At 56.3% G+C, this 26,317-nt stretch carries 24 protein-coding genes and 1 pseudogene; 14 read left to right on the top strand and 11 right to left on the bottom strand.

What is annotated here, in order from left to right:
- Window positions 1-33 precede the first annotated feature (33 nt).
- Both rimM and trmD read left to right on the top strand, forming a co-directional pair.
- Window positions 34-609, top strand: coding sequence for a ribosome maturation factor RimM (gene rimM, locus G6L28_RS12120; RefSeq protein WP_174064035.1), 576 nt, complete (start codon window positions 34-36; stop codon window positions 607-609).
- 4 nt (window positions 610-613) lie between these two features.
- The gene (trmD, locus tag G6L28_RS12115) at window positions 614-1,312 is read left to right on the top strand and encodes a tRNA (guanosine(37)-N1)-methyltransferase TrmD (protein WP_174064034.1); all 699 of its coding nucleotides are present in this window, start codon (window positions 614-616) and stop codon (window positions 1,310-1,312) included.
- On the opposite strand, the gene G6L28_RS12110 is transcribed toward trmD, so the two are convergent.
- The gene (locus G6L28_RS12110; RefSeq protein WP_174064033.1) at window positions 1,294-2,040 is read right to left on the bottom strand and encodes a sulfite exporter TauE/SafE family protein; all 747 of its coding nucleotides are present in this window, start codon (window positions 2,038-2,040) and stop codon (window positions 1,294-1,296) included. The two genes, trmD and G6L28_RS12110, sit on opposite strands and share 19 nt — an antisense overlap.
- Window positions 2,041-2,368: 328 nt before the next feature.
- Here G6L28_RS12110 and rplS point away from each other — a divergent pair, with 328 nt between their 5' ends.
- The 3 genes from rplS to G6L28_RS12095 all read left to right on the top strand — a co-directional run bounded on the left by rplS (window position 2,369) and on the right by G6L28_RS12095 (window position 4,845).
- On the top strand, window positions 2,369-2,914 hold the full coding sequence (gene rplS, locus G6L28_RS12105; protein WP_174064032.1) for a 50S ribosomal protein L19: 546 nt from the start codon (window positions 2,369-2,371) through the stop codon (window positions 2,912-2,914).
- A 284-nt stretch (window positions 2,915-3,198) separates the two neighbouring features.
- Window positions 3,199-3,999, top strand: a complete 801-nt coding sequence (locus tag G6L28_RS12100) for a transporter substrate-binding domain-containing protein (protein ID WP_425292675.1) — start codon at window positions 3,199-3,201, stop codon at window positions 3,997-3,999.
- A 33-nt stretch (window positions 4,000-4,032) separates the two neighbouring features.
- Window positions 4,033-4,845: an ABC transporter permease subunit gene (locus G6L28_RS12095; RefSeq protein WP_174064030.1), complete on the top strand. Its 813-nt coding sequence runs from the start codon at window positions 4,033-4,035 to the stop codon at window positions 4,843-4,845.
- An 84-nt stretch (window positions 4,846-4,929) separates the two neighbouring features.
- Here the strand turns inward: G6L28_RS12095 and acnA are convergent, their stop codons facing one another.
- Window positions 4,930-7,623: an aconitate hydratase AcnA gene (acnA, locus tag G6L28_RS12090; RefSeq protein ID WP_174064029.1), complete on the bottom strand. Its 2,694-nt coding sequence runs from the start codon at window positions 7,621-7,623 to the stop codon at window positions 4,930-4,932.
- 275 nt (window positions 7,624-7,898) lie between these two features.
- Between acnA and ccmA the strand changes: the two genes are divergently transcribed.
- The 5 genes from ccmA (at window position 7,899) to G6L28_RS12065 (ending at window position 10,798) form a co-directional block, all read left to right on the top strand.
- Window positions 7,899-8,540, top strand: a complete 642-nt coding sequence (gene ccmA / locus G6L28_RS12085; RefSeq protein WP_174064028.1) for a heme ABC exporter ATP-binding protein CcmA — start codon at window positions 7,899-7,901, stop codon at window positions 8,538-8,540.
- Window positions 8,537-9,196, top strand: coding sequence for a heme exporter protein CcmB (ccmB, locus tag G6L28_RS12080; protein ID WP_174064027.1), 660 nt, complete (start codon window positions 8,537-8,539; stop codon window positions 9,194-9,196). Before ccmA ends, ccmB begins: the two co-directional genes overlap by 4 nt.
- A gap of 66 nt (window positions 9,197-9,262) precedes the next feature.
- Window positions 9,263-10,024 carry a heme ABC transporter permease gene (locus G6L28_RS12075; RefSeq protein ID WP_174064026.1) on the top strand — a complete coding sequence of 254 codons (762 nt, stop codon included), beginning with the start codon at window positions 9,263-9,265 and terminating at the stop codon, window positions 10,022-10,024.
- A 4-nt stretch (window positions 10,025-10,028) separates the two neighbouring features.
- Complete coding sequence (gene ccmD, locus G6L28_RS22875) at window positions 10,029-10,205, top strand: heme exporter protein CcmD (protein ID WP_174064025.1); 177 nt, start codon at window positions 10,029-10,031, stop codon at window positions 10,203-10,205.
- The gene (locus G6L28_RS12065) at window positions 10,202-10,798 is read left to right on the top strand and encodes a DsbE family thiol:disulfide interchange protein (protein ID WP_174064024.1); all 597 of its coding nucleotides are present in this window, start codon (window positions 10,202-10,204) and stop codon (window positions 10,796-10,798) included. Before ccmD ends, G6L28_RS12065 begins: the two co-directional genes overlap by 4 nt.
- A gap of 11 nt (window positions 10,799-10,809) precedes the next feature.
- Here the strand turns inward: G6L28_RS12065 and G6L28_RS12060 are convergent, their stop codons facing one another.
- The 7 genes and pseudogenes from G6L28_RS12060 to leuC all read right to left on the bottom strand — a co-directional run bounded on the left by G6L28_RS12060 (window position 10,810) and on the right by leuC (window position 18,569).
- Window positions 10,810-12,009, bottom strand: a complete 1,200-nt coding sequence (locus G6L28_RS12060) for a diguanylate cyclase (protein WP_174064023.1) — start codon at window positions 12,007-12,009, stop codon at window positions 10,810-10,812.
- Between the two features lie 96 nt (window positions 12,010-12,105).
- Window positions 12,106-12,702, bottom strand: a pseudogene (locus tag G6L28_RS12055) (DUF2585 domain-containing protein).
- On the bottom strand, window positions 12,699-13,349 hold the full coding sequence (locus G6L28_RS12050; protein ID WP_174064021.1) for a septation protein A: 651 nt from the start codon (window positions 13,347-13,349) through the stop codon (window positions 12,699-12,701). Before G6L28_RS12050 ends, G6L28_RS12055 begins: the two are co-directional and overlap by 4 nt.
- A 2-nt stretch (window positions 13,350-13,351) precedes the next feature.
- On the bottom strand, window positions 13,352-14,815 hold the full coding sequence (gene ftsY, locus G6L28_RS12045; RefSeq protein ID WP_174064020.1) for a signal recognition particle-docking protein FtsY: 1,464 nt from the start codon (window positions 14,813-14,815) through the stop codon (window positions 13,352-13,354).
- 22 nt (window positions 14,816-14,837) lie between these two features.
- Window positions 14,838-16,112: a tRNA (N(6)-L-threonylcarbamoyladenosine(37)-C(2))-methylthiotransferase MtaB gene (gene mtaB, locus G6L28_RS12040; protein WP_174064019.1), complete on the bottom strand. Its 1,275-nt coding sequence runs from the start codon at window positions 16,110-16,112 to the stop codon at window positions 14,838-14,840.
- Window positions 16,109-17,011 (bottom strand): diaminopimelate epimerase, encoded by a 903-nt coding sequence (gene dapF, locus G6L28_RS12035; protein ID WP_174064239.1) that lies wholly within the window; start codon window positions 17,009-17,011, stop codon window positions 16,109-16,111. The genes mtaB and dapF overlap by 4 nt, the downstream gene beginning before the upstream one ends.
- Before the next feature lie 148 nt (window positions 17,012-17,159).
- The gene (gene leuC / locus G6L28_RS12030; RefSeq protein ID WP_174064018.1) at window positions 17,160-18,569 is read right to left on the bottom strand and encodes a 3-isopropylmalate dehydratase large subunit; all 1,410 of its coding nucleotides are present in this window, start codon (window positions 18,567-18,569) and stop codon (window positions 17,160-17,162) included.
- 421 nt (window positions 18,570-18,990) lie between these two features.
- Here leuC and G6L28_RS12025 point away from each other — a divergent pair, with 421 nt between their 5' ends.
- From G6L28_RS12025 to G6L28_RS12010, 4 genes are all read left to right on the top strand, one after another.
- Window positions 18,991-20,283, top strand: a complete 1,293-nt coding sequence (locus tag G6L28_RS12025; protein ID WP_174064017.1) for an MFS transporter — start codon at window positions 18,991-18,993, stop codon at window positions 20,281-20,283.
- Window positions 20,284-20,397: 114 nt separating this feature from the next.
- Window positions 20,398-20,916 carry a nuclear transport factor 2 family protein gene (locus G6L28_RS12020; protein WP_174064016.1) on the top strand — a complete coding sequence of 173 codons (519 nt, stop codon included), beginning with the start codon at window positions 20,398-20,400 and terminating at the stop codon, window positions 20,914-20,916.
- A gap of 226 nt (window positions 20,917-21,142) precedes the next feature.
- Window positions 21,143-21,871 carry a DUF1223 domain-containing protein gene (locus tag G6L28_RS12015; protein ID WP_174064015.1) on the top strand — a complete coding sequence of 243 codons (729 nt, stop codon included), beginning with the start codon at window positions 21,143-21,145 and terminating at the stop codon, window positions 21,869-21,871.
- Between the two features lie 395 nt (window positions 21,872-22,266).
- Window positions 22,267-22,656, top strand: coding sequence for a DUF2794 domain-containing protein (locus tag G6L28_RS12010; RefSeq protein ID WP_174064014.1), 390 nt, complete (start codon window positions 22,267-22,269; stop codon window positions 22,654-22,656).
- Window positions 22,657-22,758: 102 nt separating this feature from the next.
- Here the strand turns inward: G6L28_RS12010 and G6L28_RS12005 are convergent, their stop codons facing one another.
- Together G6L28_RS12005 and G6L28_RS12000 are read right to left on the bottom strand one after the other, a co-directional pair.
- Entirely contained in the window at window positions 22,759-23,541 is a 783-nt protein-coding gene (locus G6L28_RS12005) for a Bax inhibitor-1/YccA family protein (protein ID WP_174064013.1), read from the bottom strand.
- 238 nt (window positions 23,542-23,779) lie between these two features.
- Window positions 23,780-26,317, bottom strand: a complete 2,538-nt coding sequence (locus tag G6L28_RS12000; RefSeq protein ID WP_234902546.1) for an ABC transporter permease — start codon at window positions 26,315-26,317, stop codon at window positions 23,780-23,782.

The following is a 26,317-nucleotide window of genomic DNA, read 5'->3' as shown; positions in this document are numbered from 1 at the left end:
TTAGGCAGAAACGCGAGAACAACGGACGGTCCGATGGCAAAGCTGGAAAACCCCATTCTCATGGCCAAGATCGGCGCAGCGCAAGGGCTGCGTGGCGAAGTGCGGGTCAGCTCTTATACGGATGATCCGACGGCACTTGGCGATTACGGCAATCTGGTTGCCGCCGATGGCCGCGTGTTTGAAATTCTGGAAATTCGTGAAGCCAAGACCGTCGTCATCGTACGTTTCCGAGGTGTCAACGACCGCACTGCCGCAGAGGCGCTGAACGGTATCGAACTCTTCATCGACCGGGACAATCTGCCGGATGACGACCTGGATGAGGATGAGTTTTTCTACACCGATCTCGAAGGCCTCAACGTGGTCGATGCCGAAGGAAAGAGCTACGGTGCAGTCAGCGCCGTTTATGATTTCGGAGCAGGTGATCTGCTGGAGTTGAAGGGCGCGGGCCGCCGCCCGGCGCTTATCCCGTTTTCCGAAGCCTCTGTTCTGGAAATCGATCTGGAAGGTGGGAAGATACTGATTGATCCATTTGCAGCAGGGCTGGTGGACAACCCGGAAGATGGTAAGGACGATCCCGATCATCCGATCTTCGGCAGACAAAAGAAATAAGCCGATGAGCTTTAAAGCAACCGTGCTGACGCTCTACCCGGAAATGTTTCCGGGCCATCTCTCCTATTCGCTGGCGGGCAAGGCGCTGGAGCGCGGCCAATGGCACATGGAACCGGTGCAGATTCGCGATTTCGCCACCGACAAACATCGCAGCGTGGACGATACACCTGCGGGCGGCGGTGCTGGCATGGTGCTGAAGCCCGACGTGCTGGCGGCGGCAATCGATGCCGTGTCGGAAGGCGATACGCGTCCGCGGCTGCTGATGAGCCCACGCGGTAAGCCGTTGCGCCAAGAGCGCGTGCGTGAACTTGCTGCGGGCGATGGGGTCATCATCGTCTGTGGGCGCTTCGAGGGTGTGGATCAGCGGGTTATCGATGCGCGTAATCTCGAAGAGGTCTGCATCGGCGATTATATCCTGTCCGGTGGTGAACCGGCGGCGCTGACGCTGCTGGATGCGGTGGTGCGTATTCTCCCCGGCGTGATGGGCAATGATCTCTCGGGCGTGCATGAGAGCTTCGAAGGCGGTTTGCTGGAGCATCCTCACTTTACGCGTCCGCAAGTCTGGGAAGAGCGCGATATTCCAGCGGTTCTCACCTCAGGCAATCACAAGCTGATCGAGAAATGGCGGCACGAGCAGGCGTTGGCTTTGACGAAAGAACGCCGCCCGGATTTGCTGGCAGAGGCTCAGGACGTGAAAAAGTAGTAGCCCGTCAGCAGCAGGCCGACCGTGATGACCAGAGCGCGGATGATCCATTGAGGAACGCGGCGGGCGACATAGACCCCGCAATAACCACCAAGTGCGGAGGCGGGTATCATGATCAGTGCCGCATGCCAGGCAACCACGCCGCCACCGACGAAAACGACGATGGCAACAGCCGCGATAACGACGGCCAGCAGGTTTTTCAGCGCATTGAGATGGTGATAGGTTCCGCCTGCGGTAAGGCCCAGCACAGCCAGCATCATGATGCCCATGCCAGCACCAAAAAATCCGCCGTAGATCGAGGTGAAGAACTGGCCAATCAGGCTGGCTGCATTGCTGGTTGGATGTTCCTGAGCTGAACGGGGGCGTAACCAAGGCCCTGCAGCAAAGAGCGCTGTGGCCGCCAGCAACAGCCATGGCACCATCTGGCGGAAGGACGGGTTGTCGAGGGAGAGCAGAAGCAGCGCTCCGGCTGTCGAACCGAGAATGGACAGGATAGAAAGAAAGATCGCACCTTTCCAATGTGCACGTATTTCCGGCCAGTAGGCGATGACCGAGGTAACATAGCCTGGAAACTGCACGATGGATGAGGTGGCGTTGGCAGAGATTGGTGCGATGCCTGCAACCGTCATAGCGCCGAAGGTGAGAAATGTTCCTCCGCCAGCAATCGCGTTGACCGCACCGGACAAAAAGCCGCTTGCGAAGAGCAGCAGAATGATAGCGATGGACATGACCCCTCCCGAGTTGTCCATTTGCATATCCGGTCCGAAAATTTCCGGCAATCAGGTGCTGAAGTATTTCCAACATATGCGCGAAGCGGTTTTGCGTCTGGATGATTGCTTTGAAAAGCGGAAATGCTCCAATCGACAAATTATTGTCACGAAAGTGGTGACAAAGGCCGTGTCTTCCTGTATGCCCCGCGTGGAATTGGGGTTTACCCCATAGACCGAAAGCAAAGAATGGCGAACCCGCTTCTGCCGAAAGGCATAATTCCAAGGCATTGACCCAAGGAATGATCGTTGAGCGCTCTGGCTGTTTCAGAAGAAATCAGAGGTTAACATGACCAATATTATCGCACAGCTGGAAGCCGAACAGGCCGCCAAGATCGAAGCAAAGCGCAAGCTTCCTGAATTTTCCCCGGGCGACACCGTTCGCGTCAACGTTCGCGTTACCGAAGGTAACCGTACCCGTATTCAGGCCTATGAAGGCGTTGTCATCGCCCGTTCTGGCGGCGGCCTCAACGAGAGCTTCACCGTTCGCAAGATTTCCTACGGCGAAGGCGTAGAGCGCGTATTCCCGGTTTATTCTCCGCTGGTTGAAGGCGTTGAGATCGTTCGCCGCGGTAAGGTTCGCCGCGCGAAACTCTACTACCTGCGTGACCGTCGCGGTAAGTCCGCACGTATCGTTGAAGACACCGGCGTTCGCGCTCGCAAGCTCAACGATGCAGAGCGTCAGGCCGCTGCTGAAGAAAAGGCACGCATCGAAGCTGAAAAGGTTGCAGCAGCACAGGCTCTGGCCGCCGAAAAGGCAGCAGCGGAAGCGGCTGAAGCCAAGGCAGCTGAAGAAGCCGCAGCCGCGAAGGCTGCTGAAGGTGCAGCTGAATAAGCTTTCCCTCATTGGGATTTTGAAAGGGCGGTCTTCGGGCCGCCTTTTTTGTTTTTTGGGATTTGGGCGTTGGCCCGCCCCCCTCGACTTCATGCTCGGGCCTGTCCCGAGCATCTGCTACGTCTCATATTTTGCTAAGTTGGCAGATCCTCGGGACGAGCCCGAGGATGACGTTACAGGATAAGGAGGCCTTCGACATTCTCTTGTTGTCACCTACTTTGGGTGCATATCCCTTGCTCCGCACCCTTCACCTATGCCATTTTCCAGCCCTGCCAGCCGGAGAGATCAAATTGTTCAGACGCTCGTTTTTCATCGCCATTGCCGCAGCATTGTTTTCGCCAGTCATCGCCTTTTCCACCGAGCTGCCGGACCTGAAAGGCCGTGAAATCGTCGTGGTGACGGAAAATGCCTACCCACCCTTGCAGTTCGTCGATCCGAAAACCGGCGAGGCGATCGGCTGGGAGTATGATGCGATGAATGAGATTGCCAAACGGTTGAATGCCAAGGTCGAGTACCAGAACTCTTCATGGGATGCGATGATTCCGGCGGTGTCCGAGGGGCAGTACGATATTGGCATGACCGGTATCAGCATCAAGGACGATCGTAAGGCCAAGGTGGATTTCTCCAATCCCTATATGCGCTCGGAAATGTTCATGTTGGTGCGCGCAGATGAAGATCGCTTCACCGACGCTAAAAGCTTTGCCGCTTTCGAAAAGGGGCTGGTAGGCGCGCAGGCGGGCACCACGCCCTTTTACACCGCAGTCTACGACATTCTCGATGGCAACGAGCAGAACCCACGCATCAAGCTGATGGAGACTTTCGGCGCGACAGTTCAGGCGCTTCGTTCGGGTGATGTCGATCTAGTCCTGACCGATGGCGTTGCTGGCAAGGGCTATGTCGATGCCTCGAATGGAGCGCTGAAACTTATCGGTGGTCCCTTGGGTGGCGACGATTTCGGCTTTATCTTCAAGAAGGGGTCCGATCTCGTTGGCCCGATCAATGCGGCCATTGCTGCGTTGAAAGCGGACGGCACCTTCACAGCCCTCGATAAAAAGTGGTTTCTCGACTACAAACTCGGTGAATAGACCGATGCTTCCGAATACTAGAGAGCGTCGCGCGTGAGCGGCATTCGCAGCAAATCTTCCATAGAGGATTTTCCGTGGTGGCTGGTGGCGCTCGTCGCCATTGGGCTTGTTCTCACCATCGTGATAGCCATCAACGGCATCTACGCACAGGTCTTCACGACTGTCGCAAATGGCATCGGAATGACGATCTTCGTCACACTCGTTGCCTTTGCGCTGGCGTGCGGTTGGGGGTTGGTTATCGCCCTGCTCGGCATGGCCGATAATATCGTACTGCGACAACTCTCGCGCTTCTATATCGAGGCGGTGCGCGGCATCCCTATCCTCGTCGTCCTGTTCTACATCGCCTTCGTCGGTGCGCCTGCCGTCGTGGACCTCATCAACTGGATCGCCTCGCCTGTTATTCAAGCGGGCTGGATGGAGGAGATGCTGGTCCGCGAATTCTCGCTGACATGGCGCGCCATTCTGGCATTGACGATCTGTTATGGTGCCTTCATCGCTGAAATCTTCCGTGCGGGTATCGAGGCGGTGGCAGAGGGGCAGGTTGAAGCGGCAAAGGCGCTGGGCCTGAACCGGATGCAACGGTTTCGCCTGATCATCTTTCCGCAGGCGATGCGCACTGTGTTCCCGCCGCTCTCCAACGATTTCGTATCGATGATCAAGGACAGTTCGCTGGTCTCGGTCCTCGGCGTGATGGATATCACCCAGCTCGGTAAGGTCTATGCCGCGGGTTCGTTCCGCTTCTTCGAAACCTACTCCATCGTCGCCTATATCTACCTCATTCTTACATTGGGCCTTTCACTCATACTAAGACGAATAGAGAAGGCAATGAGGCGCATAGACGCCTGAAGATAGGCCAAGCAGCACCTCACGAAGTATCAAACGCAAAACGCCGGGACTAGCCCGGCGTTTTTTCGTTCATATATTGCTGGATTAGGCAGCCAGATCTCGCAGAACGGTCTGAAGAATGCCGCCGTTGTTCATGTAGGTCACCTCATCGAGCGTATCGATGCGGCAAAGCAGAGGAACGTCCTTCACTGTGCCGTCGGAGTAGGTGATCTTGGCGATCTTCGTTTCGCGCGGCTTGATCTCGCCTTCCAGCCCTTCAATGGTGACGATTTCATCACCCTTGAGACCGAGGCTTGCCCATGTCGTGCCGTCCTGGAAGGTGAATGGAACAATGCCCATGCCGACCAGGTTGGAGCGGTGAATACGCTCGAAGGACTGTGCGACGACTGCCTTTACGCCGAGCAGGTTGGTGCCCTTTGCAGCCCAGTCACGCGAAGAACCGTTGCCGTATTCCACGCCCGCAAAGATAACCAGCGGAACGCCCTCTTCCTTATAAGCCATTGCCGCATCGTAGATCGACAGCTCTTCCTTGGATGGATAGTGGATGGTGTAACCACCTTCCTTGCCATTTGGTCCGAGCATGTGGTTGCGGATGCGAATGTTGGCGAAGGTGCCGCGCATCATGACTTCATGGTTGCCACGGCGCGTTCCGTACTGGTTAAAGTCCGCAACAGCGACGCCATTGTCCGTGAGATAAGCACCGGCTGGCGAAGCCGCCTTGATCGAACCGGCCGGGGAAATGTGGTCGGTGGTGATCTTGTCGCCGAACAGGCCAAGAACGCGCGCGCCCTTGATGTCCTTGAGACCGGAGCCGGTCTTGCCCATGCCGACGAAGTATGGCGGGTTCTGGACATAGGTCGAATGGTCGTCCCATGCGTAAGTCTGACCGTCTGGAACCTGAACCGCCTGCCAGTTTTCGTCGCCCTTGAATACGTCAGCATACTTGCTTTCGAACAGTTCGCGGGTGACATACTTCTGGATGAACTCCTGCACTTCGGCAGAGGTTGGCCAGATGTCCTTGAGGTAAACCGGGTTGCCATCACGGTCTTCACCGAGCGGCTCTTTGGTCAGGTCCTTTTGAACCGTACCGGCGAGCGCGTAAGCGACGACCAGAGGCGGAGAAGCGAGGTAGTTTGCCTGAACGTCAGTAGAAATACGGCCTTCGAAGTTACGGTTGCCGGAAAGAACGCCAGCCGTGATCAGACCCTTGTCGTTGATGGTCTTGGAGATCGGCGCAGGCAGGGGACCGGAGTTGCCGATGCAGGTCGTGCAGCCAAAGCCGACGAGGTTGAAGCCGAGTGCGTCAAGCTCCTTCTGGAGACCGGACTTCTCGAGATATTCGCCAACGACCTGAGATCCCGGTGCCAGCGAAGTCTTCACCCATGGCTTGGACTTCAGACCCTTGGCAACCGCGTTGCGAGCAAGAAGACCAGCAGCGATCAGCACAGATGGGTTCGACGTGTTGGTGCAGGAGGTGATGGCGGCAATCGCCACATCGCCGTGACCAAGGTCAAAGCTTTCGCCTTCCACTGCGAAGCGGTTGGAGAGCTGGCCGGGCTTCTTGTAGTCGTTTTCAAGAGCCGTTGCGAAGTTAGGCGCAATGGTTTCGAGCGGCAGGCGGCCTTCTGGACGCTTCGGGCCAGCCATGGAAGGCACGACGTCGTTCAGGTCGAGTTCCAGCGTGTCGGTGAAGACGAGCTGCGAACCGTCATTGTCGCGCCACATGCCTTGAGCCTTCGAATAGGCTTCGACCAGGGCGATACGGTCCTTGGTGCGACCGGAAACGTCGAGGTAACCGACGGTGGCGTTGTCGACCGGGAAGAAACCGCAGGTCGCGCCGTATTCCGGGCCCATGTTGCCGATGGTTGCGCGGTCTGCAACTGGCAGAGTGTCGAGGCCGGGGCCGAAGAATTCCACGAACTTGGAAACAACGCCCTTCTTGCGCAGCATCTGAACGACGGTCAGAACGAGGTCGGTCGCGGTGACGCCTTCCTTGAGCGTGCCGGTCAGCTTGAAGCCGATGACTTCTGGCAGAAGCATGGAAACCGGCTGGCCGAGCATGGCCGCTTCAGCTTCGATACCGCCAACGCCCCAACCCAGAACGCCCAGACCATTGATCATGGTCGTGTGGCTGTCGGTGCCGACGCATGTGTCCGGATAAGCGATGGTGTCGCCATCTTCTTCCTTGGTCCAGACGGTCTGGCCGAGATATTCGAAGTTCACCTGGTGACAGATGCCGGTGCCCGGAGGAACGACGCGGAAGTTCTTGAACGCCTGCTGGCCCCACTTTAGGAAGCGGTAACGCTCGCCGTTACGCTGATATTCCAGCTCAACGTTACGTGCGAAAGCATTCGGCGTGCCGAATTCGTCGACGATGACGGAGTGGTCGATGACCAGATCGACAGGCACGAGCGGGTTGATCTTCTCAGGGTCGCCACCGAGGTTCTTGATGCCGTCGCGCATGGCTGCGAGGTCAACCACGGCAGGAACGCCGGTGAAGTCCTGCATCAGAACGCGGGCAGGGCGGTAAGCGATTTCAGCTTCCTTGAGGCCCTTGTTTTCCAGCCATGCGGCAACGGCTTCGATATCTGCCTTGGTAACGGAACGGCCGTCTTCGTTGCGCAGCAGGTTTTCGAGCAGAACCTTCATCGAATATGGAAGGTTTGCAACGCCCTTCAGGCCGTTCGCCTCTGCCTTTGGCAGGCTGTAATAAACATAGTCCTTACCGTCCACGGTAAGAACGGAGCGACAATTGAAACTGTCAATAGATTTGGCCACGGTTAAAAACCCCGCTTCCTCTGATAGCCAACACGCGCGTGCGGACACCTATGCACTATCATGCACATCAGGATGCGGGTACGGTCATTTCCGCTGTCCGCACGAGAGGCTGCTTGTGACAACCTGCAGGTCCGGCGCTATATGATGATCACGCCGACCGCTGGCGTGGTTGAGACCCATATAGATAATTTCGCCGAAACGTGCCAGACCAACAAACGACCTAAATCGATATTTTTTTCGATTGCGATGATTAAAATCTTAAACGAGGCGAAGCGGTGCATCTGATAGCGGAAAATCTCTGCGCCAAACGGGGCGAAGATTTCATATTCATGAACGTTTCCCTCAAATTAACGGATGGCGATGCTCTGGTCCTGACGGGGCCGAACGGCTCCGGCAAATCCACGCTTTTGAGGGTTGTTGCGGGGCTTCTTCAGGCCGAATTAGGTGTGGTAAAGATAGCCGGCGAAGGACTTGAAGAGGGCGCTCGCGCTTGCGAAGCGAGCCATTACCTCGGTCACCGCAATGCCATGAAACAGGAGCTGACGGTTTCTGAAAACCTGTCATTCTGGAAGAAATTTCTTGGCGATTTCAACGGCGGCTCATCACTCTCCATAGAGGAGGCGGCAGAAACAGTCGGATTGTCGGGTATAACGCATCTTCCCTTCGGCTATCTTTCCGCCGGTCAGCAACGGCGATTCGCCATGGCAAAATTGCTCGTCGCCTGGCGACCAATCTGGATACTGGACGAACCGACCGCAGCGCTCGATACAAGTGCAGATATTATGTTCACCGGGCTCGTGAAAGCTCACCTTGCCAAAGGCGGCATCGTGATCGCGGCTACCCACCAACCTCTTGGACTTGAAAACGCGAAGGAACTGCGGATGACGAGCTTCGCTGGCGTAGAGGCCTGGGGATGATTGCTCTTTTCCTCCGCGATCTCAAGCTCTCGATCCGGGCTGGCGGCGGCGCGTTGATCGGTGTCCTCTTTTTCATGACGGTTGTTGCCGTCATTCCTTTCGGTGTCGGACCAGACCTCAATCTTCTGTCTCGCATCGGTCCTGCCATTGTGTGGATCGGTGCGTTGCTGGCGGCTCTACTCGGTCTCGATAGACTGTTTCAGGCCGAGCGCGATGACGGTTCTCTCGACCTCATTCTCATGCATGAAAACCCGCTGGTTTTAACTGTCTTTGTCAAATGCCTCGCGCACTGGACGGCAACGAGCCTGCCACTGGTCATTGCCTCGCCGCTTCTCGGTCTCTTTATGAATATGAGCGAAGTCGCTATCGGCGCGGTCATGTTGACCCTGTTTGTCGGCTCGCCTGCGCTAACATTTATTGGTGCCGTGGGAGCGGCAGTCGCCGTCGCTCTTCCACGCGGCGGACTGCTCGTTTCCATTCTTGTCCTGCCGCTCGCCATACCCGTGCTCATATTCGGTGTCAGCGCATCCTATGCTGCCGTTCAGGACCCTGCGCCCTTCATGCCACCTTTTCTTATTCTTATCGCGATCACGCTCTTTTCATCGGTCATCGGCCCGTTGTTCGCGGTTTTGGCGCTTCGCGCTTCTTCGGATTGACAAGGATCAATTGCAGCGTCTCTTTCGTCAATGTAGAACGGGCCAGGCTGCGCATCAGAGAACGCCATGAACGATACAAGTCTTGCTATTACCAAACTCAGCGATCTCGCCAACCCGACCCGGTTTCTGGCGCTGGCTTCGCGCATTCTCCCGTGGCTTGCAGTGCTGTCGGCGCTCTGTCTCATCTTCGGTCTTTATATGGCCTTCACCACCGAAGGAGATTATCAGCAAGGCGACACCGTGCGCATCATGTATGTCCACGTTCCCGCTGCTTGGCTGGCAATGATGTGCTACACCGTGATGGCGCTTTCTGCCATTGGAACGCTGGTCTGGCGTCATCCACTGGCAGATGTCAGCCACAAGGCCGCGGCACCCATCGGCGCTGCCTTCACGCTGATAGCGCTCATCACCGGTTCCCTTTGGGGAAAGCCCATGTGGGGAACATGGTGGGTGTGGGATGCCAGACTGACGTCAGTCTTCATTCTCTTCTTGATGTATCTTGGCCTCATAGCCTTCAACAGGGCGATGGATGATCCATCCAAGGCAGCGCGCGTCAGCGCCGTTCTCATCCTTGCGGGTTCCGTCAATATCCCAATCATCAAGTTTTCGGTTGAGTGGTGGAATACACTGCACCAGCCGGCCAGCATCATCCGAATGGATGGCCCCGCCGTCGATCCCGAGTTTCTCTGGCCTTTGCTGACCATGGCCGTCGGATTCACGCTTCTGTTCTTTACGCTGCACATTGCCGCCATTCGAAATGAAATCCTGCGAAGGCGGGTTGCCGTGTTACGGCGTTTGGCAGCACGGGCTGCCAGCAGGGCGAGGTAAAGCAGTGACCCATATATTTTACATCACCATGTCTTACGCCATGACCGGACTTATCAGCTTCGGCCTGATCGCCTGGGTCTGGTTCGATGGTGCTGCACGTCGCAAGGAACTGGCAGAGCTGGAGGCGTCCGGTATTCGCCGCCGTTCCAGATCAGCAGCAGCGGAGACGCCTGAAGCATGACGAACGAAAGCACGCCTGGCAAAGCCCGCAGCAAATCGCGTTTTGCGCTCGCTCTCCTGCCGCTACTTGCCTTTTCGGGCTTTGCGGTGGTTGCGGCCAAGATGCTGTATGAGCAGGACGTCAACGGTCTGGACGTCAGCGCCATTCCATCGGCGCTGATCGGCACGAAAGCACCATCACTCTCCTTGCCGCCGCTCGAAGGTTCGAATGTGCCCGCGCTGACGGACGCCGCAATCAAGGGCAAGCTGACCATCGTCAATGTCTTTGCTTCGTGGTGCGTGCCATGCAGGCAGGAGCATCCGATGCTGAAAGAGCTGGCAAAGGATGAGCGCCTCAACATTGTTGGCATCAACTATAAGGACAAACAAGATAACGCCCTTCGTTTCCTTGGCGAACTCGGAAATCCCTACGATGCGATCGGTATCGATCCCAACGGCAAATCGGCGATCGACTGGGGCGTTTACGGCATTCCGGAAACCTATCTTGTCGGTGCGGACGGTACCATTATTTACAAGAAGGTCGGCCCCATCGATACTGTGACCTACGAGCGGGACTTGATTCCGGCAATCGAGAACGCTCTGGCGGGAAGCTGAGATTGGCCCGGTCAGGAGCCAGGCATCTTGATCGCTTTAAGCTTGATGCCCGAATTCGAGCCGTAAAGAAGAGGTATACCTTCCTGCACGACCTGATTTCGTCCGTTTTCCTTGGCCTTGTATAAAAATCCATCTGCCCGGGAAATAGCATCGTGGATCGAATGATCCCCGCGCGCGAGTGACGAGATGCCGAAACTGGATGTAATCTGCCCAAGCACATTGCTTCCAGACCAGTCGCGGGATGAGAAGGCGCTGCGAACCATATTTGCCAGAACGGCGACTTCGGAAGCGTGTAAATCAGGAACGAAGGCAACGAATTCCTCACCGCCGAACCGCGCGATTTTGGCGTTTGGTGGCAGTCGTTCCTTCAGCAGTTCCGCCAGAGCGATAATCACGAGATCGCCCGTGGCATGGCCGAAGCGATCATTGACTGTTTTGAAGTGGTCGATATCGCACATGAGGGCCACGCCTTTCGGTGGTTCTGGTGACCTGAAGTCTGGCGCGGCGAGATCAAAGCCTCGGCGATTGAAGAGGCCGGTCAAAGGGTCGTGTTCCGCAGCAAAACGATGCTGTTCCAAAACCTTTGCCACAGCGCTTCCAAGAACTGACACCGCCATTAAGAAGCCGAAGATACTGGCGGCGAATTGCACAAGATAAGCGTATTCTGATGAAAGATAGGTGTCGAGGCTTTCCATCGACGTGCTACTCGTCATCAAAAGCAACAAGGTCACGCGTGTCACGGTTTCCAACACCACCAGTGCCACTGACGCTAGCAGAATTCTGTCCATAACGTTCCGCACTTTGTGCCGGACGAGCCATACGGACGGAGCAAGAAGAAGCGCGATCATGATATCGCTCGTGGCGAGTCCATTTCTCAGGTTCGGTTGAACGAAGATAAAGAAACTGACGGCAAGGAAGCCAGCGATAGCGAAGCCAATCCTGGCCCTTACATGCGTTTTTACCTCGAACTGCACGAGAAGCGCATGACCGTAAAAAAAGAAGGCTGAGAAGAAAAGTATGTTGGAGAGAACGGCCTGTACCAGAAGAAAATTGTCGGTCAGCACCATTGGCAGTGCAAAGCCGCTTGCTGCCGACAGATAGCCCAGCCCCCAGTAGCGACCCGGGCGAAAACCGATTGCTTGCAGACCAAGAAACATCACGCCAAAGGTGATCATGATAAAAGGCAGCAGATAGGCGAAATTATCCTGCACGAGCTCGGTCTTTACGCAAAAGGGTACATTTACTGCGCAACCAAGTAACCGGTTTTTCTTAATAAAGCATCCGCCTTACCGGCCGGCGATGACGAGCTACGCGGCGGGAAGCGCATTCTGCCATTCACGGATCGCATCGATTGGCGAGATCAGCATCAGTACGTTCAGGGTTAGGTTGTCGCGGATCAACCATCCGGTAAAAAGCTCGAAGAAGATGGCGACGATGACGGTGAGCCAGACCGGTACGCGGGCGGCGAAAAGGAAGCCAAGCGCCATAAACACTGTATCCATCGCTGAATTCAGAATGCTGTCACCGCTATAGCCAAGCGCCATTGTGGCGGTTCGGTAGCGGTCGATGATGATCGGTGAATTTTCCAGGATTTCCCATGTCGCTTCCACGAGCACGGCGGCGGATAGCCTGAAGGAGAGCGGCTTTTTGCGAAACAGCAGCCATGCAAACCAGTAGAACAGGAAGCCGTGAATGATGTGAGACGGAGTGTACCAGTCTGCAATGTGCTGGGAATTGCCCGGCGTATTCACACCCGGCTCGAACAGCTTTACGTAACCGCATTCACAGATCGGAATGCGGCCCATGAAATGGAGAATGAGAACCTACGCCAGCAGCAGCGCAGCCGCAACGCCAAACCAGAGATGATGCGAAGGGCGAGCGGCAGCGGGGTTGGTAGAACTCATTCCTTGTCTTTCATCAAAGGCTCAAGCGAGTGGCGCATGACCAGCGGCATCTGGGCCATGGTGAAGATGATGGTTATCGGCATGGTGCCCCACACCTTGAAGGCGACCCATTGGTCGGTGGTGAAATTGCGCCAGACGACTTCGTTCAACACCGCGAGAAACAGGAAGAAGATACCCCAGCGCAGAGTCAGCTTACGCCAGCCCTCGTCCGTCAACTTGAAGGCGGAATTAAAAACATAACCGAGCAGGGACTGGCCAAACAGGAGGCCGCCGAGAAGGATAACGCCAAACAGGCTGTTGACGATGGTCGGCTTCATTTTAATGAAGGTGTCGTTCTGCAAATAGAGCGTCAGCGCACCGAATACGAGGACGACGATACCGGAAATCAGCGGCATCATCGGCAGTGTTCTGGTCAGAACCCAGGACACGGTAAGCGCCACCGCCGTCGCGATCATGAAAAGACCGGTGGCGATGAAGATTGGGCCACCGAATTCATGCAGAACAGGGAGCTTTTCCGCCAGCCAATCGCCGCGGGAATTGGCAAAGAAGAAAATCAGAAGCGGACCAAGTTCCAGCGCAAACTTCAGGAGCGGGCTGATTTCCCGCACCATCTTTTCACTTTCACGCTGATTGCTTTCCACGTCCATACTCAAACTCCTGCAATCGCATTGGCGAAATCGTCGGCTTCGAAAGGCTCCAGATCGTCCACGCCTTCGCCAACGCCGATGAAATAGACCGGCAGCTTATGCTTGGCAGCGATGGCAACGAGGATACCGCCGCGCGCCGTGCCATCCAATTTTGTCATAATCAGGCCCGAGACGCCCGCAACATTGCGGAAAATCTCCACCTGGTTCATCGCGTTCTGTCCTGTCGTCGCATCCAGCGTCTGAAGCACGGTGTGCGGTGCTTCAGGATCGAGTTTGGAGAGCACGCGCACGATCTTCTCCAGCTCAGCCATCAACTCCGTCTTGTTCTGGAGGCGACCGGCCGTATCGATGATCAACACATCGCTTTTCTTCGCCCTTGCCTGCTCATAGGCGTCGTAAGCAAGCCCCGCCGCATCCGCACCAAGCTTGGTGCCGATAAATTCGGAGCCGGTGCGATCCGCCCAGATTTTCAGCTGCTCGATGGCGGCCGCACGGAATGTATCTCCAGCCGCCAGCATGACCTTGAGACCGGAGCCTGACAGCTTGGCCGCGAGCTTGCCGATGGTCGTGGTTTTGCCAGTGCCGTTGACGCCAACAACGAGAATGACATGCGGCTTATGCGAAAGATCGAGCTCCAATGGCTTAGCGACCGGCGTCAGAACCTTGGTGATCTCTGCCGCCATTATCTTGGCAACGTCTTCGCCGCTCACATCCTTGCCGTAGCGCTCGGAAGACAGCGCACCGGTAATACGCATGGCTGTCTCGACACCCAGATCAGACTGGATCAGTAGATCTTCCAGCTCGTCCAGCGTATCGTCATCCAGCTTGCGCTTTGTAAACAGCGCTGAGATCTGGCTCGTGAGCTGCGAAGAGGTGCGGGCAAGACCGGCGCGCAGGCGCTGGAACCATGTCAGCTTTGCTTGAGGAGCGACCTCGACAGGCTCTACCCGATCAGCAGCAGAGGAGAAGCCCTTCGGCAGAGTAGCGGGAACGGTAGAGGTGGCCGAGACGTCCAACTCTGTGTTGGCAGCTTCTGCCTCATCGAGCAGATCGTCCATCGCCGTTTCATCGAGCGGGGCGTCTGGCGAAATCTCGACCGTTGTTGCGCTATCAACAGTCTCGCTCGCTGCCGCTTCGGCTTCGAGCAGCGACAACGGCACCATGCCGATATCACCGACCTGCTCGGTGCCGGGAAGGAGAGGTGGCTCTTCGTCCTCTTCGGCAGATACGGGCTCGATTGTCTGTTCTGGCTCGACCGCATCTGAGGCTGGCCCGCCAGCCGTTTCCATCTCCAGATCGGAAACCGGGTCGTTGGCCAGAACTGCGTGGGCTTCGGCTTCCGTCAAAACCTCTTCAAAAGAGAGGTTGTCATCCTGCTGCTGAACGGCGTCTTCGCCCTCTGGCTTATCCGTTTCAGTCTTGTCCTTGCCGAACGAAAAGACTTTTTTGATGAAGCCGAGGGCCATGACTGTTCCGTCTCTTAATTCTTCAGGCCGCTTCCGCCGCCAGATATTGTATATTCAAGTGCTTACCGTTGTGACCGGTAATGATCACCCGCGCAAGTGTGCGGGGCAGAAGATCAGGGGCAGAAACGAGCGTAAAGTTGTCCGTATGTGCAAACCCATTGTTCTCAACGAGAATAGTCTGCTCACTACCAACCATGCCGTCTAGATGCGCGTACCGCAATAATTCGCCACGTTCACGTAATTTTGCGGCACGCTCCTTGATCAAGGCTCGGTCCAGTTGCGGCATGCGGGCAGCAGGTGTTCCGGGGCGCGGGCTGTAGGGGAAGACGTGAAGGTTGGAAATGCCGCATTCTTCAGCAAGCGTTGCCGCATTCTCAGCCATCTCCTCGGTTTCGGTCGGGAACCCCGCAATCATATCCGCACCGAAGGCGATGTCGGGACGCAGAGCCCGGACGTCACGACAGAAACGAACGGCATCGTCACGCAAATGGCGACGCTTCATGCGTTTCAGGATCATGTCATCGCCATGCTGGAGCGACAGATGCAGATGTGGCATGAAGCGCTCTTCATCCGCAATCAAATCCATCAGATGCCTGTCCGCCTCGATACTATCGATGGACGACAGCCGAAGCCGCAGAATATCCGGGACCTGTTTCAGCAGCGTTTTTGCGAGATAACCAAGCGACGGCTCGCCGGGAAGATCTGCGCCGTAGCTGGTAGCATCGACGCCGGTCAGCACGATTTCGCGATAGCCGCTTTCGGTAAGCTTGCGCGCTTGCTCCACGACAGCACCCATGGGAACCGAGCGGGAATTGCCGCGACCATAGGGGATGATGCAGAAGGTGCAGCGATGGTCACAGCCATTCTGCACCTGAATGAAGGCCCGCACATGCCCATCGATGTGCTTCACCATCTGCGGCGCAGTGGCCTTCACGCTCATGATGTCGTTGACGCGAAGCTTTTCTTCCGCAGAGACGCCAAAATCCGGCAGCGCACGATAGGAGGTGCTTTTTAGCTTTTCCTCATTGCCCAGCACCGCATCCACTTCCGGCATGTCCGCGAAGGTCTGCTTTTCTGTTTGCGCCGCGCAGCCCGTGACGATGATGCGCGCATGCGGATTATCTCGCCGCGCACGACGAATGGCCTGGCGCGCCTGACGCACGGCTTCACCCGTCACCGCACAGGTGTTGACCAGTACCGCATTGTTGAGCCCTGCCTTCTCGGCCTCGGCCCGCATCACTTCCGATTCATAGGTATTGAGGCGGCAGCCGAAGGTTATGACCTCGACACCGCTCATAATGCCTCCTGCCGAGCCTCAATATCCCGCGCCCAGTTGCCAGTCACCGGATCGACCCGTCCGGCCCATTCCCATTCGGCAGGGCCGGTCATGATGACGTGATTGTCCTCACGCCATTCGATAGTTAGCGGAATACGCACCGGGCTCGAAGCAACATCGATCTCAACCGTGCGACCCGTACGACCGGTCCTCGCAGCAGAGACGGCAGCGGCGCAAGCGGCGGAACCGCAGGCAAGCGTCAGACCCGCCCCACGCTCGAATGTGCGCGTACGCAGCGCGCTATCGGACATGACCTGCGCCAGAGTGATATTGGCCTTTTCCGGAAACATCGGATGGCTTTCGAGCAGCGGCCCGATCCGCTCTAGATCGAATTCCATGGGATCGTGATCCACCCAGAAGACGGCATGTGGATTGCCCATGGACATAGCGGCAGGGGAGTGCAGCAGCGGATTGTCGATTGGCCCGATCTGCAATTCGATGCGACTGGTATCGTGAAACTCTTCGGCCAACGGAATGTCGCTCCAGCGGAAACGTGGCATTCCCATGTCGACCGAAATCATGCCGTCCGCATGCTCGGTGGCATTCAGAATGCCCGCCACAGTCTGAAAGGTGAAAGCCTTTTTGCCGGTCTCGGACGCCAAAGCCTGCACGACGCAACGCGTGCCGTTGCCACAGGCCTGAGCCTTGGTGCCATCGCAATTCAAGATATCGATATAGGCATCCGTGCCGTCCACGCGCGGATCGTGGATCGCCATGATCTGATCAAAGGCCGTGTCGGCATCCGCATTCAAGGCAATGGCGGCCTGCGGGGTCACCATGTCTTTTCGGCCACGCATATCGACAACGAGGATCTTGTTGCCAAGCCCGTTCATCTTTGCGAATTCGACCGTCTGCGTCATGATATGAACCTGTTCGAGATTGGCGCGGCATCTCTCGCGCATTTTGCCTCTATATGGCGGAACTGCGGAAGAATTACCAGCCGCCAGCCCTAAACAAAACACCCCCGGAGCGATCCGAGGGTGCAAAGTTTCTCAAGCGAAATCGCTTTTACTGCCACTCACGCACATCGACGAAATGACCGGCAATGGCAGCGGCAGCCGCCATTGCCGGCGAGACCAGATGCGTGCGGCTCTTGTAACCCTGACGGCCCTCGAAGTTACGGTTTGAGGTCGAGGCGCAACGTTCGCCAGGTGCCAGACGGTCGTCATTCATGGCAAGGCACATGGAACAGCCAGGCTCACGCCACTCGAAACCGGCATCGAGGAAAACCTTGTCCAGACCTTCCTTTTCCGCCTGCTCCTTCACAAGGCCGGAGCCCGGAACGATCATCGCTGACACGGTTGGCGCAACCTTGCGGCCTTCCACAACCTTGGCGGCGGCACGCAGATCCTCGATGCGCCCATTGGTGCAGGAACCGATGAAGACGCGGTCGATGGCGATATCCGTCATCTTCGTACCGGGCTTCAGGCCCATATAGTCCAGCGCGCGCCATTTGGAGTTGCGCTTGTTCTCTTCGCTGATGTCATCCGGGTTGGGAACGATGCCCTGAACCGAAACGACATCTTCCGGCGAAGAACCCCAGGAAACGATGGGCGGCAGGTTGGCTGCATCCAGAACAACAACTTTGTCGTAATGCGCGCCTTCGTCGGACTTCAGCGTTTTCCAATAGGCAATGGCCTGATCTAGCGCTTCGCCCTTCGGCGCACGCGGCTTATCCTTGATGTAGTCGAAGGTTGTTTCATCCGGCGCGATCAGACCAGCGCGCGCGCCGCCCTCGATCGTCATGTTGCAGACCGTCATGCGGCCTTCCATGGAGAGCGAGCGGATCGCTTCGCCTGCGAATTCAATTACGTGGCCCGTGCCGCCAGCGGTACCGATTTCACCGATGATGGCAAGGATGATGTCCTTTGCCGTCACACCTTCCGGCACTTTGCCATCCACACGCACCAGCATGTTCTTGGCTTTCTTCTGGATCAGCGTCTGCGTCGCCAGAACATGCTCAACCTCAGACGTACCGATACCATGGGCAAGAGCGCCGAAAGCGCCGTGGGTTGAAGTATGACTATCGCCACAGACGATTGTCATGCCCGGCAGCGTGAAGCCCTGCTCAGGCCCGACGATATGGACGATCCCCTGGCGCTTGTCGCGCTCGGAATAATATTCGACACCGAACTCGGCAGCGTTTTGCGCTAGCGCTTCGACCTGAATGCGGCTCTCTTCGTTCTTGATGCCTTCCAGACGGTCGGCAGTCGTTGGAACATTATGGTCCACCACGGCCAGTGTGCGGGTGGGCGAATGGACGGGGCGACCGGCCATACGCAAGCCTTCGAAGGCCTGCGGCGACGTCACCTCATGTACCAGGTGACGGTCGATGTAGAGAAGACAGGTGCCATCAGGATCACGGTTGACGACGTGATCGTCCCAGATTTTATCATACAGAGTACGCGGTGCGCTCATGGCTTTATCCATTCGATTTTTTGAAAACAGGAATTGGGTCGTGGAATAAAGGCTGACAGCCTTATCGGGCCATCAGGCGAACGTAAGTCGGCTGTTGAGCGCCCCGGCGATGCGCGCGAAAAACCGTGCCGGCAGACGCTTGTGATCCTGCAGCACGAAAATATTTGACGAGAGACATCTGAATTTCGATCCCATAAGCCGTTCATAGCAGATCGGCTTATCAACAGCAATATTGCTCGCCCACAGCAAATTTACTTCCGGACTACCTTTAACTCGCCGTTTTTTTGTGCATTGCAAAATACAGCGCCTTCAAATTGCTGCGTTGCGACAAAAATTGCCGCAGTTTTTGGTGGTGGTGCGCCGTCTACAGCCGTGGCCTCGTGGGTTCGCGGTTTTCGCAACCGACAGGGAGGATACGTCTATGGTATCTGAAAAAGAACTTATTTCCAAAATTACATGGCGGCTCATGCCGTTTCTCGGCATTCTTTATCTGATAGCCTATATTGACCGGCAGAATGTCAGCTATGCCAAGTTGCAGATGGTTGGCGACCTTGGCCTGAGCGAATATGCCTATGGTCTGGGCGCTTCGCTTTTCTTCATCGGCTACTTCATATTCGAGGTTCCCAGCAACCTGCTCCTCACCCGTTTCGGTGCCAGCCGCTGGTTTGCCCGCATCATCATTTCCTGGGGAATGGTGACCATCGCTTTGGCCTACACCAGCAGCCCTACGATGTTTTACATCCTTCGTTTTCTACTCGGCGTGTGTGAGGCAGGTTTCTTCCCCGGCGTTCTCTATCTCCTCACCATCTGGTTCCCACGTGATTATCGCGCACGCATGGTCGGCCTGTTTATGATTTTCAGCGCGCTGGCCAATGCCATCGGTGCGCCGCTCGGCGGCATGCTGTTGGATTTGGACGGCCTTTTCGGTTATGCGGGCTGGGAATGGGTCTTCCTTGCCACCGGCATTCCGGCTGTTATCGCCGGTATCGTAACGATTTTTTATCTGGATGATACGCCGGAGAAGGCAAAGTTCCTGACCCAGCCTGAAAAGGACTGGCTGAAGCAGCGCATCGCCTCTGAAAATTCCGGCATGGAAGAGCATGCAGAAGACGGCTTTCGCGCGCTCATCAATCCGCGCGTCTTGTTTATGTCGTTGTGCTACATCGGCTTCCCCTTGGCGGCCTACGGGCTCAGCTACTGGCTGCCGACCATCGTGAAGAGCTTCGGCGTTTCCAACACGGCAAACGGCTTCATCAACATCATTCCATGGATCGTCGTGGCCGTCGCGCTTTACGTCATTCCCAATGCCGCTGACCGTTCCGAAAAGAAGACCATCTATATCGTGGGTCCCGCCTTTACCGGCGCGTTCTGCCTGCTGATGTCGGCGCTCGTTTCCCAGCCGGTGCTGCAGTTCGCGTTTCTTTGCATCGCTGCCGGTGGCATCTTCGCCGGTCAGCCGGTGTTCTGGAGCCTGCCTGGACGTTTCCTGAAGGGCGCGGGCGCCGCAGCGGGTCTTGCCGCAATCAACTCGGTCGGCAATCTCGGTGGCTTCATTGCGCAGAACGTCGTTCCGTGGATCAAGGATCAGACAGGAAGCACGATTGCGCCCATGTTCTTCCTTGCCGCATGCCTGGCGGTCGCTGGCGTTCTCGTCATTATTGCTGGTCGGATGATCGCATCGCAGACGAAGACTCAGTCTTCAAGCACAGCATGACAACTAGACCTCTGGTTCCCATTTGGTAACCAGAGGTCGAAAATGTGCCTTCTTTTGAAGCCGGTTTAGTCGCCTTATGAATATCGTTGCGATGGCAATATTCAGGAGACGACCATGACCGGCTTCATTGCAAAGATAACCATTCTGACCCTCGCCAGCTTCGCTGCGCTACCCTTGAGCGGTGTGCAGTCTTTGCATGCGCAGGAAGCAGTCGTGAGGGCGCCTGACGCAGAGGCTCTGTTCACCAGCCCCGATCCAAAACTACACGCCAACAAGCAGGTCGCTTACAAGATCATTCGTGATCTTCTGGAGGCCGGACGCTGGGACATGGCCGACCAATATCTGACGGAGCGCTATATTCAGCACAATCCCAATGCCGCGTCCGGGCGTGATGGCGTGGTGAAATTCTTTACGGAAGTTCTGAAAGTACAACCCAAGCCGATCCCCGAAAAGATCAAATCACCTGTAGCTTTCGTCACTGCCGAGGGAGATCTGGTAACGGTTGGTTTCGTACACGAGGCACCGGACCCAAAGGATCCCAACAAGACGTACACGACTACCTGGTTCGATACCTGGCGGTTTGTGGATGGCAAGGCTGACGAGCATTGGGATTCCGCGCTGAAGATGCGATAAGGGGCGGCACGCGAAACCGAATGATGGGTTTACCATCGCAGTACTTGAGGTTGATGACGGCTTTTTTGGCCGTCCTCACCCCATCGTGACTTTCTCTTGAATGCCCTTAGGCGCTATTTTCCGTCTTGCATCCTGACATATATTGATTGCATCAATTGTCTGGATAGTCTTCCAGACAAGGGTTCTTGTAATGCCGCTGACAACCGGGTCTCGAAAAAACGGACCTATGAGATTTGCTGTTTCGCTTTGCCTGCTCGGTGCCTTTGTCGGTCAACCCGCATTTGCGCAGGAAAAGCTGAAAGGCGTCGTGGAACTCTTTACGTCGCAGGGATGTGCGTCATGCCCGCCGGCTGATGCAACTTTGCGTAAACTCATACAGAATGGCGATGTGGTTGGGCTCTCCTACCACGTGGATTACTGGAATTATCTCGGCTGGGCGGATTCTCTGGCATCTAAGGAAAACACGGAGCGGCAGTACGGTTATGCCCGCGCACTGGGGCGCAACAACGTCTATACGCCTCAAGCCGTGGTAAACGGTCGCGACCATGTAAAGGGCGCGGACATTCAGACCATCTACAATAGGCTTGATACGTTCAGTCGTGCGGGGGAGGGGCTGAATGTCCCCGTCAAAGCGCAACGTGTTGCCGATGAGATAGAGATCGACATTGGCTCCGGGACAGGCAAAGCCGATGTCATCGTGGCTTATTTCACAAGAGAACAAGTCGTTGACGTGCAAAAAGGCGAAAACCAGGGGAAGCAAATTTCCTACTGGCACAGCGTCTACGACGTACAGACGGTGGGAATGTGGGAAGGAAATGCGATGACGGTAAAACTTCCGGCGAGCGTGATGCAGAAAGCAAAAAAAGGTGGTTGCGCTATCCTGCTTCAGACGACCGATGCGTCTGGAAATCCATCTGCTATCGTGGGAGCGAACGTCATCTTGTCATCGGATTGACTTCATCGGGAAACCGATGGGAGATCCGGTCCGGGCATTGGGGGCTGGGGGTAAAGGGTCAATGCACCGGACCGGGTCATCTTGGTGCCTAGGCATCAATTGACAATAGCAATATTCCATTCAATTCAGGCCATGGTTTGACCGAAATGGGGCAATTTGCCTCCCTCAGAATGCCTAAATTATTACCGACGACTGAGCGGGTCTTTGGAGTATGGTCCGCAGGCTTGACAGTGAGGGCATTTGCCGAGCGCTGACGTCTCGCATTTCAGCACGTTTTTCTGCTTATAATCAAAACCAGCCAGCAAAACACCGGTTTGAACCAAGGCTTGCAATTTCATAATGGCAGCGTCAGACTGTCATCTCTGTGTAATGAAGCAGTCTAGCGAGGTTGACTGATGGCGGATCAGCCGGATTTGCAACGAAGAGGCTCGTCGTCGGAAAATTCGACCGTTATCGATCTTCGGGAATATCGGCAAAGCAAGGACCCTCTACCCATCACGTTTCACCGCCGCGAGTTGGATGCGATCCTGCGCATCTACGGGCGAATGGTTGGTGAAGGCGAATGGCGGGACTACGCAATCGACCATATGAAAGACAAAGCAGTCTTTTCCGTCTTCAAACGTTCCGGCGAGATGCCGCTATACCGGATCGAAAAGAACCCCAAGCTTGCAGCCAAGCAGGGCGCCTATAGTGTCGTCAACACGGACGGCCGTATATTGAAGCGCGGGCATGAGCTCCCACAGGTTTTGAAGGTGTTCGACAAAGCCCTGAAACTCATTGAGTAACGCAAGTCCCGGATTGCTTGATCTCGAAGAGAAAAAATCCAAAGTGATACGCATAAAAAAAAGGCGGCTGGTTGCCGCCTTTTTCGTTTCATCTCTCTCTGCTTATTCGTCGCGATTTCCGAGGAACTGCAGAAGGAATGTGAAGAGGTTGATGAAGTCGAGGTAGAGCGTCAACGCACCCATGATAGCCTTGCGGCCCATCGAAGCGGTGTCGTCACCCTCGAAATACATCTCCTTGATCTTCTGCGTGTCGTAAGCGGTCAGGCCAGCGAAGATCAACACGCCGATGGCGGAGATCGCGAAGCCCATGGCGGACGACTGCAGGAAGATGTTGACGATCGATGCAATGATCAGGCCGAACAGACCCATGATCAGGAACGAGCCCATGCCGGACAGGTCCTTCTTCGTGGTGTAGCCGTAAAGCGACAGTGCGCCGAAGGAGGCAGCCGTCACGAAGAACGTCTGAACAATGCTCTCACCGGTGTAGACCAGAAAGATCGATGACAGGGACAGACCCATCAGGGCAGCGTAGCCCCAGAATGTCGCCTGCGCGGCCGGAACGCTCATCTTCTGAATGCGGAAGCTAAGGAAGAATACGAGACCCAACGGGGCGAGCATGACAACCCAGCGCAAAGGCGAGCTGTAAAGCGCTGCACCCAGGCCGGTCAGCATCTTGCCGTTGCCGAGCGTGGCGACAGCCGCGGAAGGATCATTCGTCGTCGCCAGCATTGCAGTCAGGAAAGCTGCAAAGCCGGTGATAGCCAGACCTACGGCCATCAGGTTATAAACCTTGACCATATAGGTGCGAAGACCTTCATCGATCGCCGCACCAGACTGCGCACGGCCTTGAGCCACACGGTTCTGGTAATTGTTGAAGTTAGCCATTGTTTCCTCTTTTGAGCTCCGAAATCCCTACGGTGTCGGGACGATGACCGTCTTGCGATCATATCCCAGGCGCCGCTGCGGAGCTACAGCAAGCCTATCGAAGAATATGATGGTATCTCATTTGACTTACAAGAGCCCAAAAAGCCGAAAAAACACCACATGCGCGAAAAGCGATAACGTTTTGGCGATGAAAACGGCCAATTAATCGTAAAAGTTAAGTAGCGCACAACTTTTACTCTCATTCGCCTGTTTGCCTTAGAACCGGTGCCGCTTTCTGCCCCAGAACGCGCCACGTGCCAAGCAGTCCGATACCGACCGTCATGACAAGAGCAACGATAATCGTCCCAATCGCAACATCCGGTAAGAAACTGGACGGCAACTTCATTATCCGGGCAATGACGAACCACGCCGAGACACCACCGGCAAACAGCGCAAAAATAGCAGTTGCCAGACCGAGGATCATGTATTCGTAGGAGAAAGCACGGATCAGCATGGCGCGTGTACCGCCAAGCGTCTTCAGGATTACCGCATCGTGCGTGCGTGCACGGTTTCCGGCGGCAAGCGCACCGGCAAGCACGAGTACGGAAGCAATGAGGGCCACGGCTGCGGCAGCCCGGATCGCTGTGGCCAACTGGCCCACGAGACGATCCACCACATCGAGCGCATCCTTCACCCGAACCGTCGTTATGGTGGGATAGGTATTGGTCACGGCCCGCAGGATTTCGCCTTCCTGTGCCGGTGTTGCGGACGGATCTGCCAAGGTGGCCAGCCATGCATGCGGTGCGCCGCGGAACGTGTTGGGCGAGAACACCATGACGAAGTTGATAGACAGCGACTGCCATTCGACATTGCGCAGATTGGCGATCTTCGCGGTGATGCTGCGGCCCAGCACATTGACGGTAACGGTATCGCCGATCTTCAGGCCGAGTTCACCCGCCTCCTCGGCTGCAAATGAGACGAGAGGTTCGCCGCTGTAATCTTTTTCCCACCAGGTCCCTTCGGCAAGCGTGGCGTTTTCGGGTAAATCTTTCGAGTAGGTGATGCCGCGATCACCGCGCAGCACCCAGCGACCGGACGCCGGCACCTCGATCTTTGTGACATCCTGCCCATTGAGCGCAAGGATGCGTCCGCGCAGCATCGGAACTTCGGTAAGGGTGCCTTCCGGCGCTTGCTTTTTCACGAGATCGCGAAAGCCATCTCGCTCCGTTCCCTGAATATCGACGAAGAAAAAGTTAGGAGCACGCTCCGGCAGGCTGGCAGTCAATTCTCGGCGCAGATTGCCATCGATGAGCGTCAGGGTGACCAGCAGCGTAAGGCCAAGACCAAGTGAGAGCACGACGGACGGCGTGAGAGCGCCGGGGCGGTGGATATTACCGATGGCAAGGCGCAGTGCGGCGGAATGGACACGCGGACTGCGGCGCGCAATTGCCCGAATGCCCCACGCAACAAGACGAAGAACGACGAAGGCAAAGGCAATTGCGCCAAGGAAAACCGAAGCGATGAAGCGATCTTCGGCGGAAAAGATGGCGAGGCTTGCAAGAACCGCCAGCAAGATACCCATGGCGGCGATATATGGCCAGGATGGCAGTCGACTCTCCTCGAACCCCTGCTCGCGAAACAGCGCGGTTGCGGGAACTTCACGGGCCTGACCAAGCGGAAGAATTGCGAAGGCGAGCGTCGTCAGCAGGCCGAAAACGGCGGCGAGGATCAGTGCGCCAGGATAGAAGGCCAGCTCATTCGGAACCGGCAAGACACCTTCCAGAAAGCGCATGGCGACGAGCGGTGTAATCGCTCCGAATGTCAGGCCGATTGCAATGCCGATGAAGGCGATAAAGGCAATCTGGAACAGGTAGGTCATCGTTACGACGCTCGCCGGCGCGCCGAGGCATTTCAGCGAGGCTATGGTCGTGCGCTTGGAATCGAGGAAGGCGCGAACGGCGTTCGCCACGCCGACGCCGCCGACGATGAGTGCAGTGAGGCCGACCAGCGTTAAAAACTGCGAGAAGCGATTGACGTTGTCCGTGAGCGATGGAGCGGCACGGTCGCTTGTGCGGATCGACCATCCGGCATTGGGGAACTCGCGGTTTGTATCATCGATAATCGTCGCACGCTTCGCCGCGTCATTGAGGCGAACCTTGTAGGCATGTTCGACCAGACTACCGGTCTGGATCAGGCCTGACGCAACAAGCGCATCGCGGCTGAGCAGCAGGCGCGGAGCAAAGCCAAATCCATCTGATAGGGCGTCCGGCTCGGTGACAACCGTACCCGTCAGTTTCAGACGGGTATTGCCGAGTAACAGTTCGTCGCCGACTTTTATACCGAGACGTTCAAGCAGAAGAGGCGCTGCAACCGCCCCGAAGCTATCACCTTGTTTCGCGATGAGTTCCGGCAATGGCGCCTGTGGGCTCGCTTCGAATGTGCCGTACAAAGGATACGCGCCATCTACAGCTTTCACTTCGGCAAGGGTCTGTTGTAATCCGTCTTCCAAACGAGCCATTGAGCGCAGACCGCTCGATTCGGAGACGTCGCCCAGACCGTCGATATAGGCGCGCTCTTTTTCCGTGACTTCGCGGTTGCGCAGTTCGAAGCGCACGTCACCAGCCAGAATTGACTGGCCCTCGGTCGCAATGGCGCTGGTGACAGCGCGGGAAACGGAATTCACGGCGGCGATGGCACCAGTCCCAAGCGCGATACAGGCAAGGAAGATGTAGAAACCACGAAAACCGCCGCGAATTTCGCGGCGGGCAAGGCGGAAGGCGTTCCGAATGTTCTTCAT

Source organism: Agrobacterium larrymoorei (assembly GCF_013322225.1).
Taxonomy (GTDB): Bacteria; Pseudomonadota; Alphaproteobacteria; order Rhizobiales; family Rhizobiaceae; genus Agrobacterium; species Agrobacterium larrymoorei_A.
Note: the sequence above shows the minus strand (reverse complement) of the source record. Positions and strands in the feature narration are given on the sequence as shown.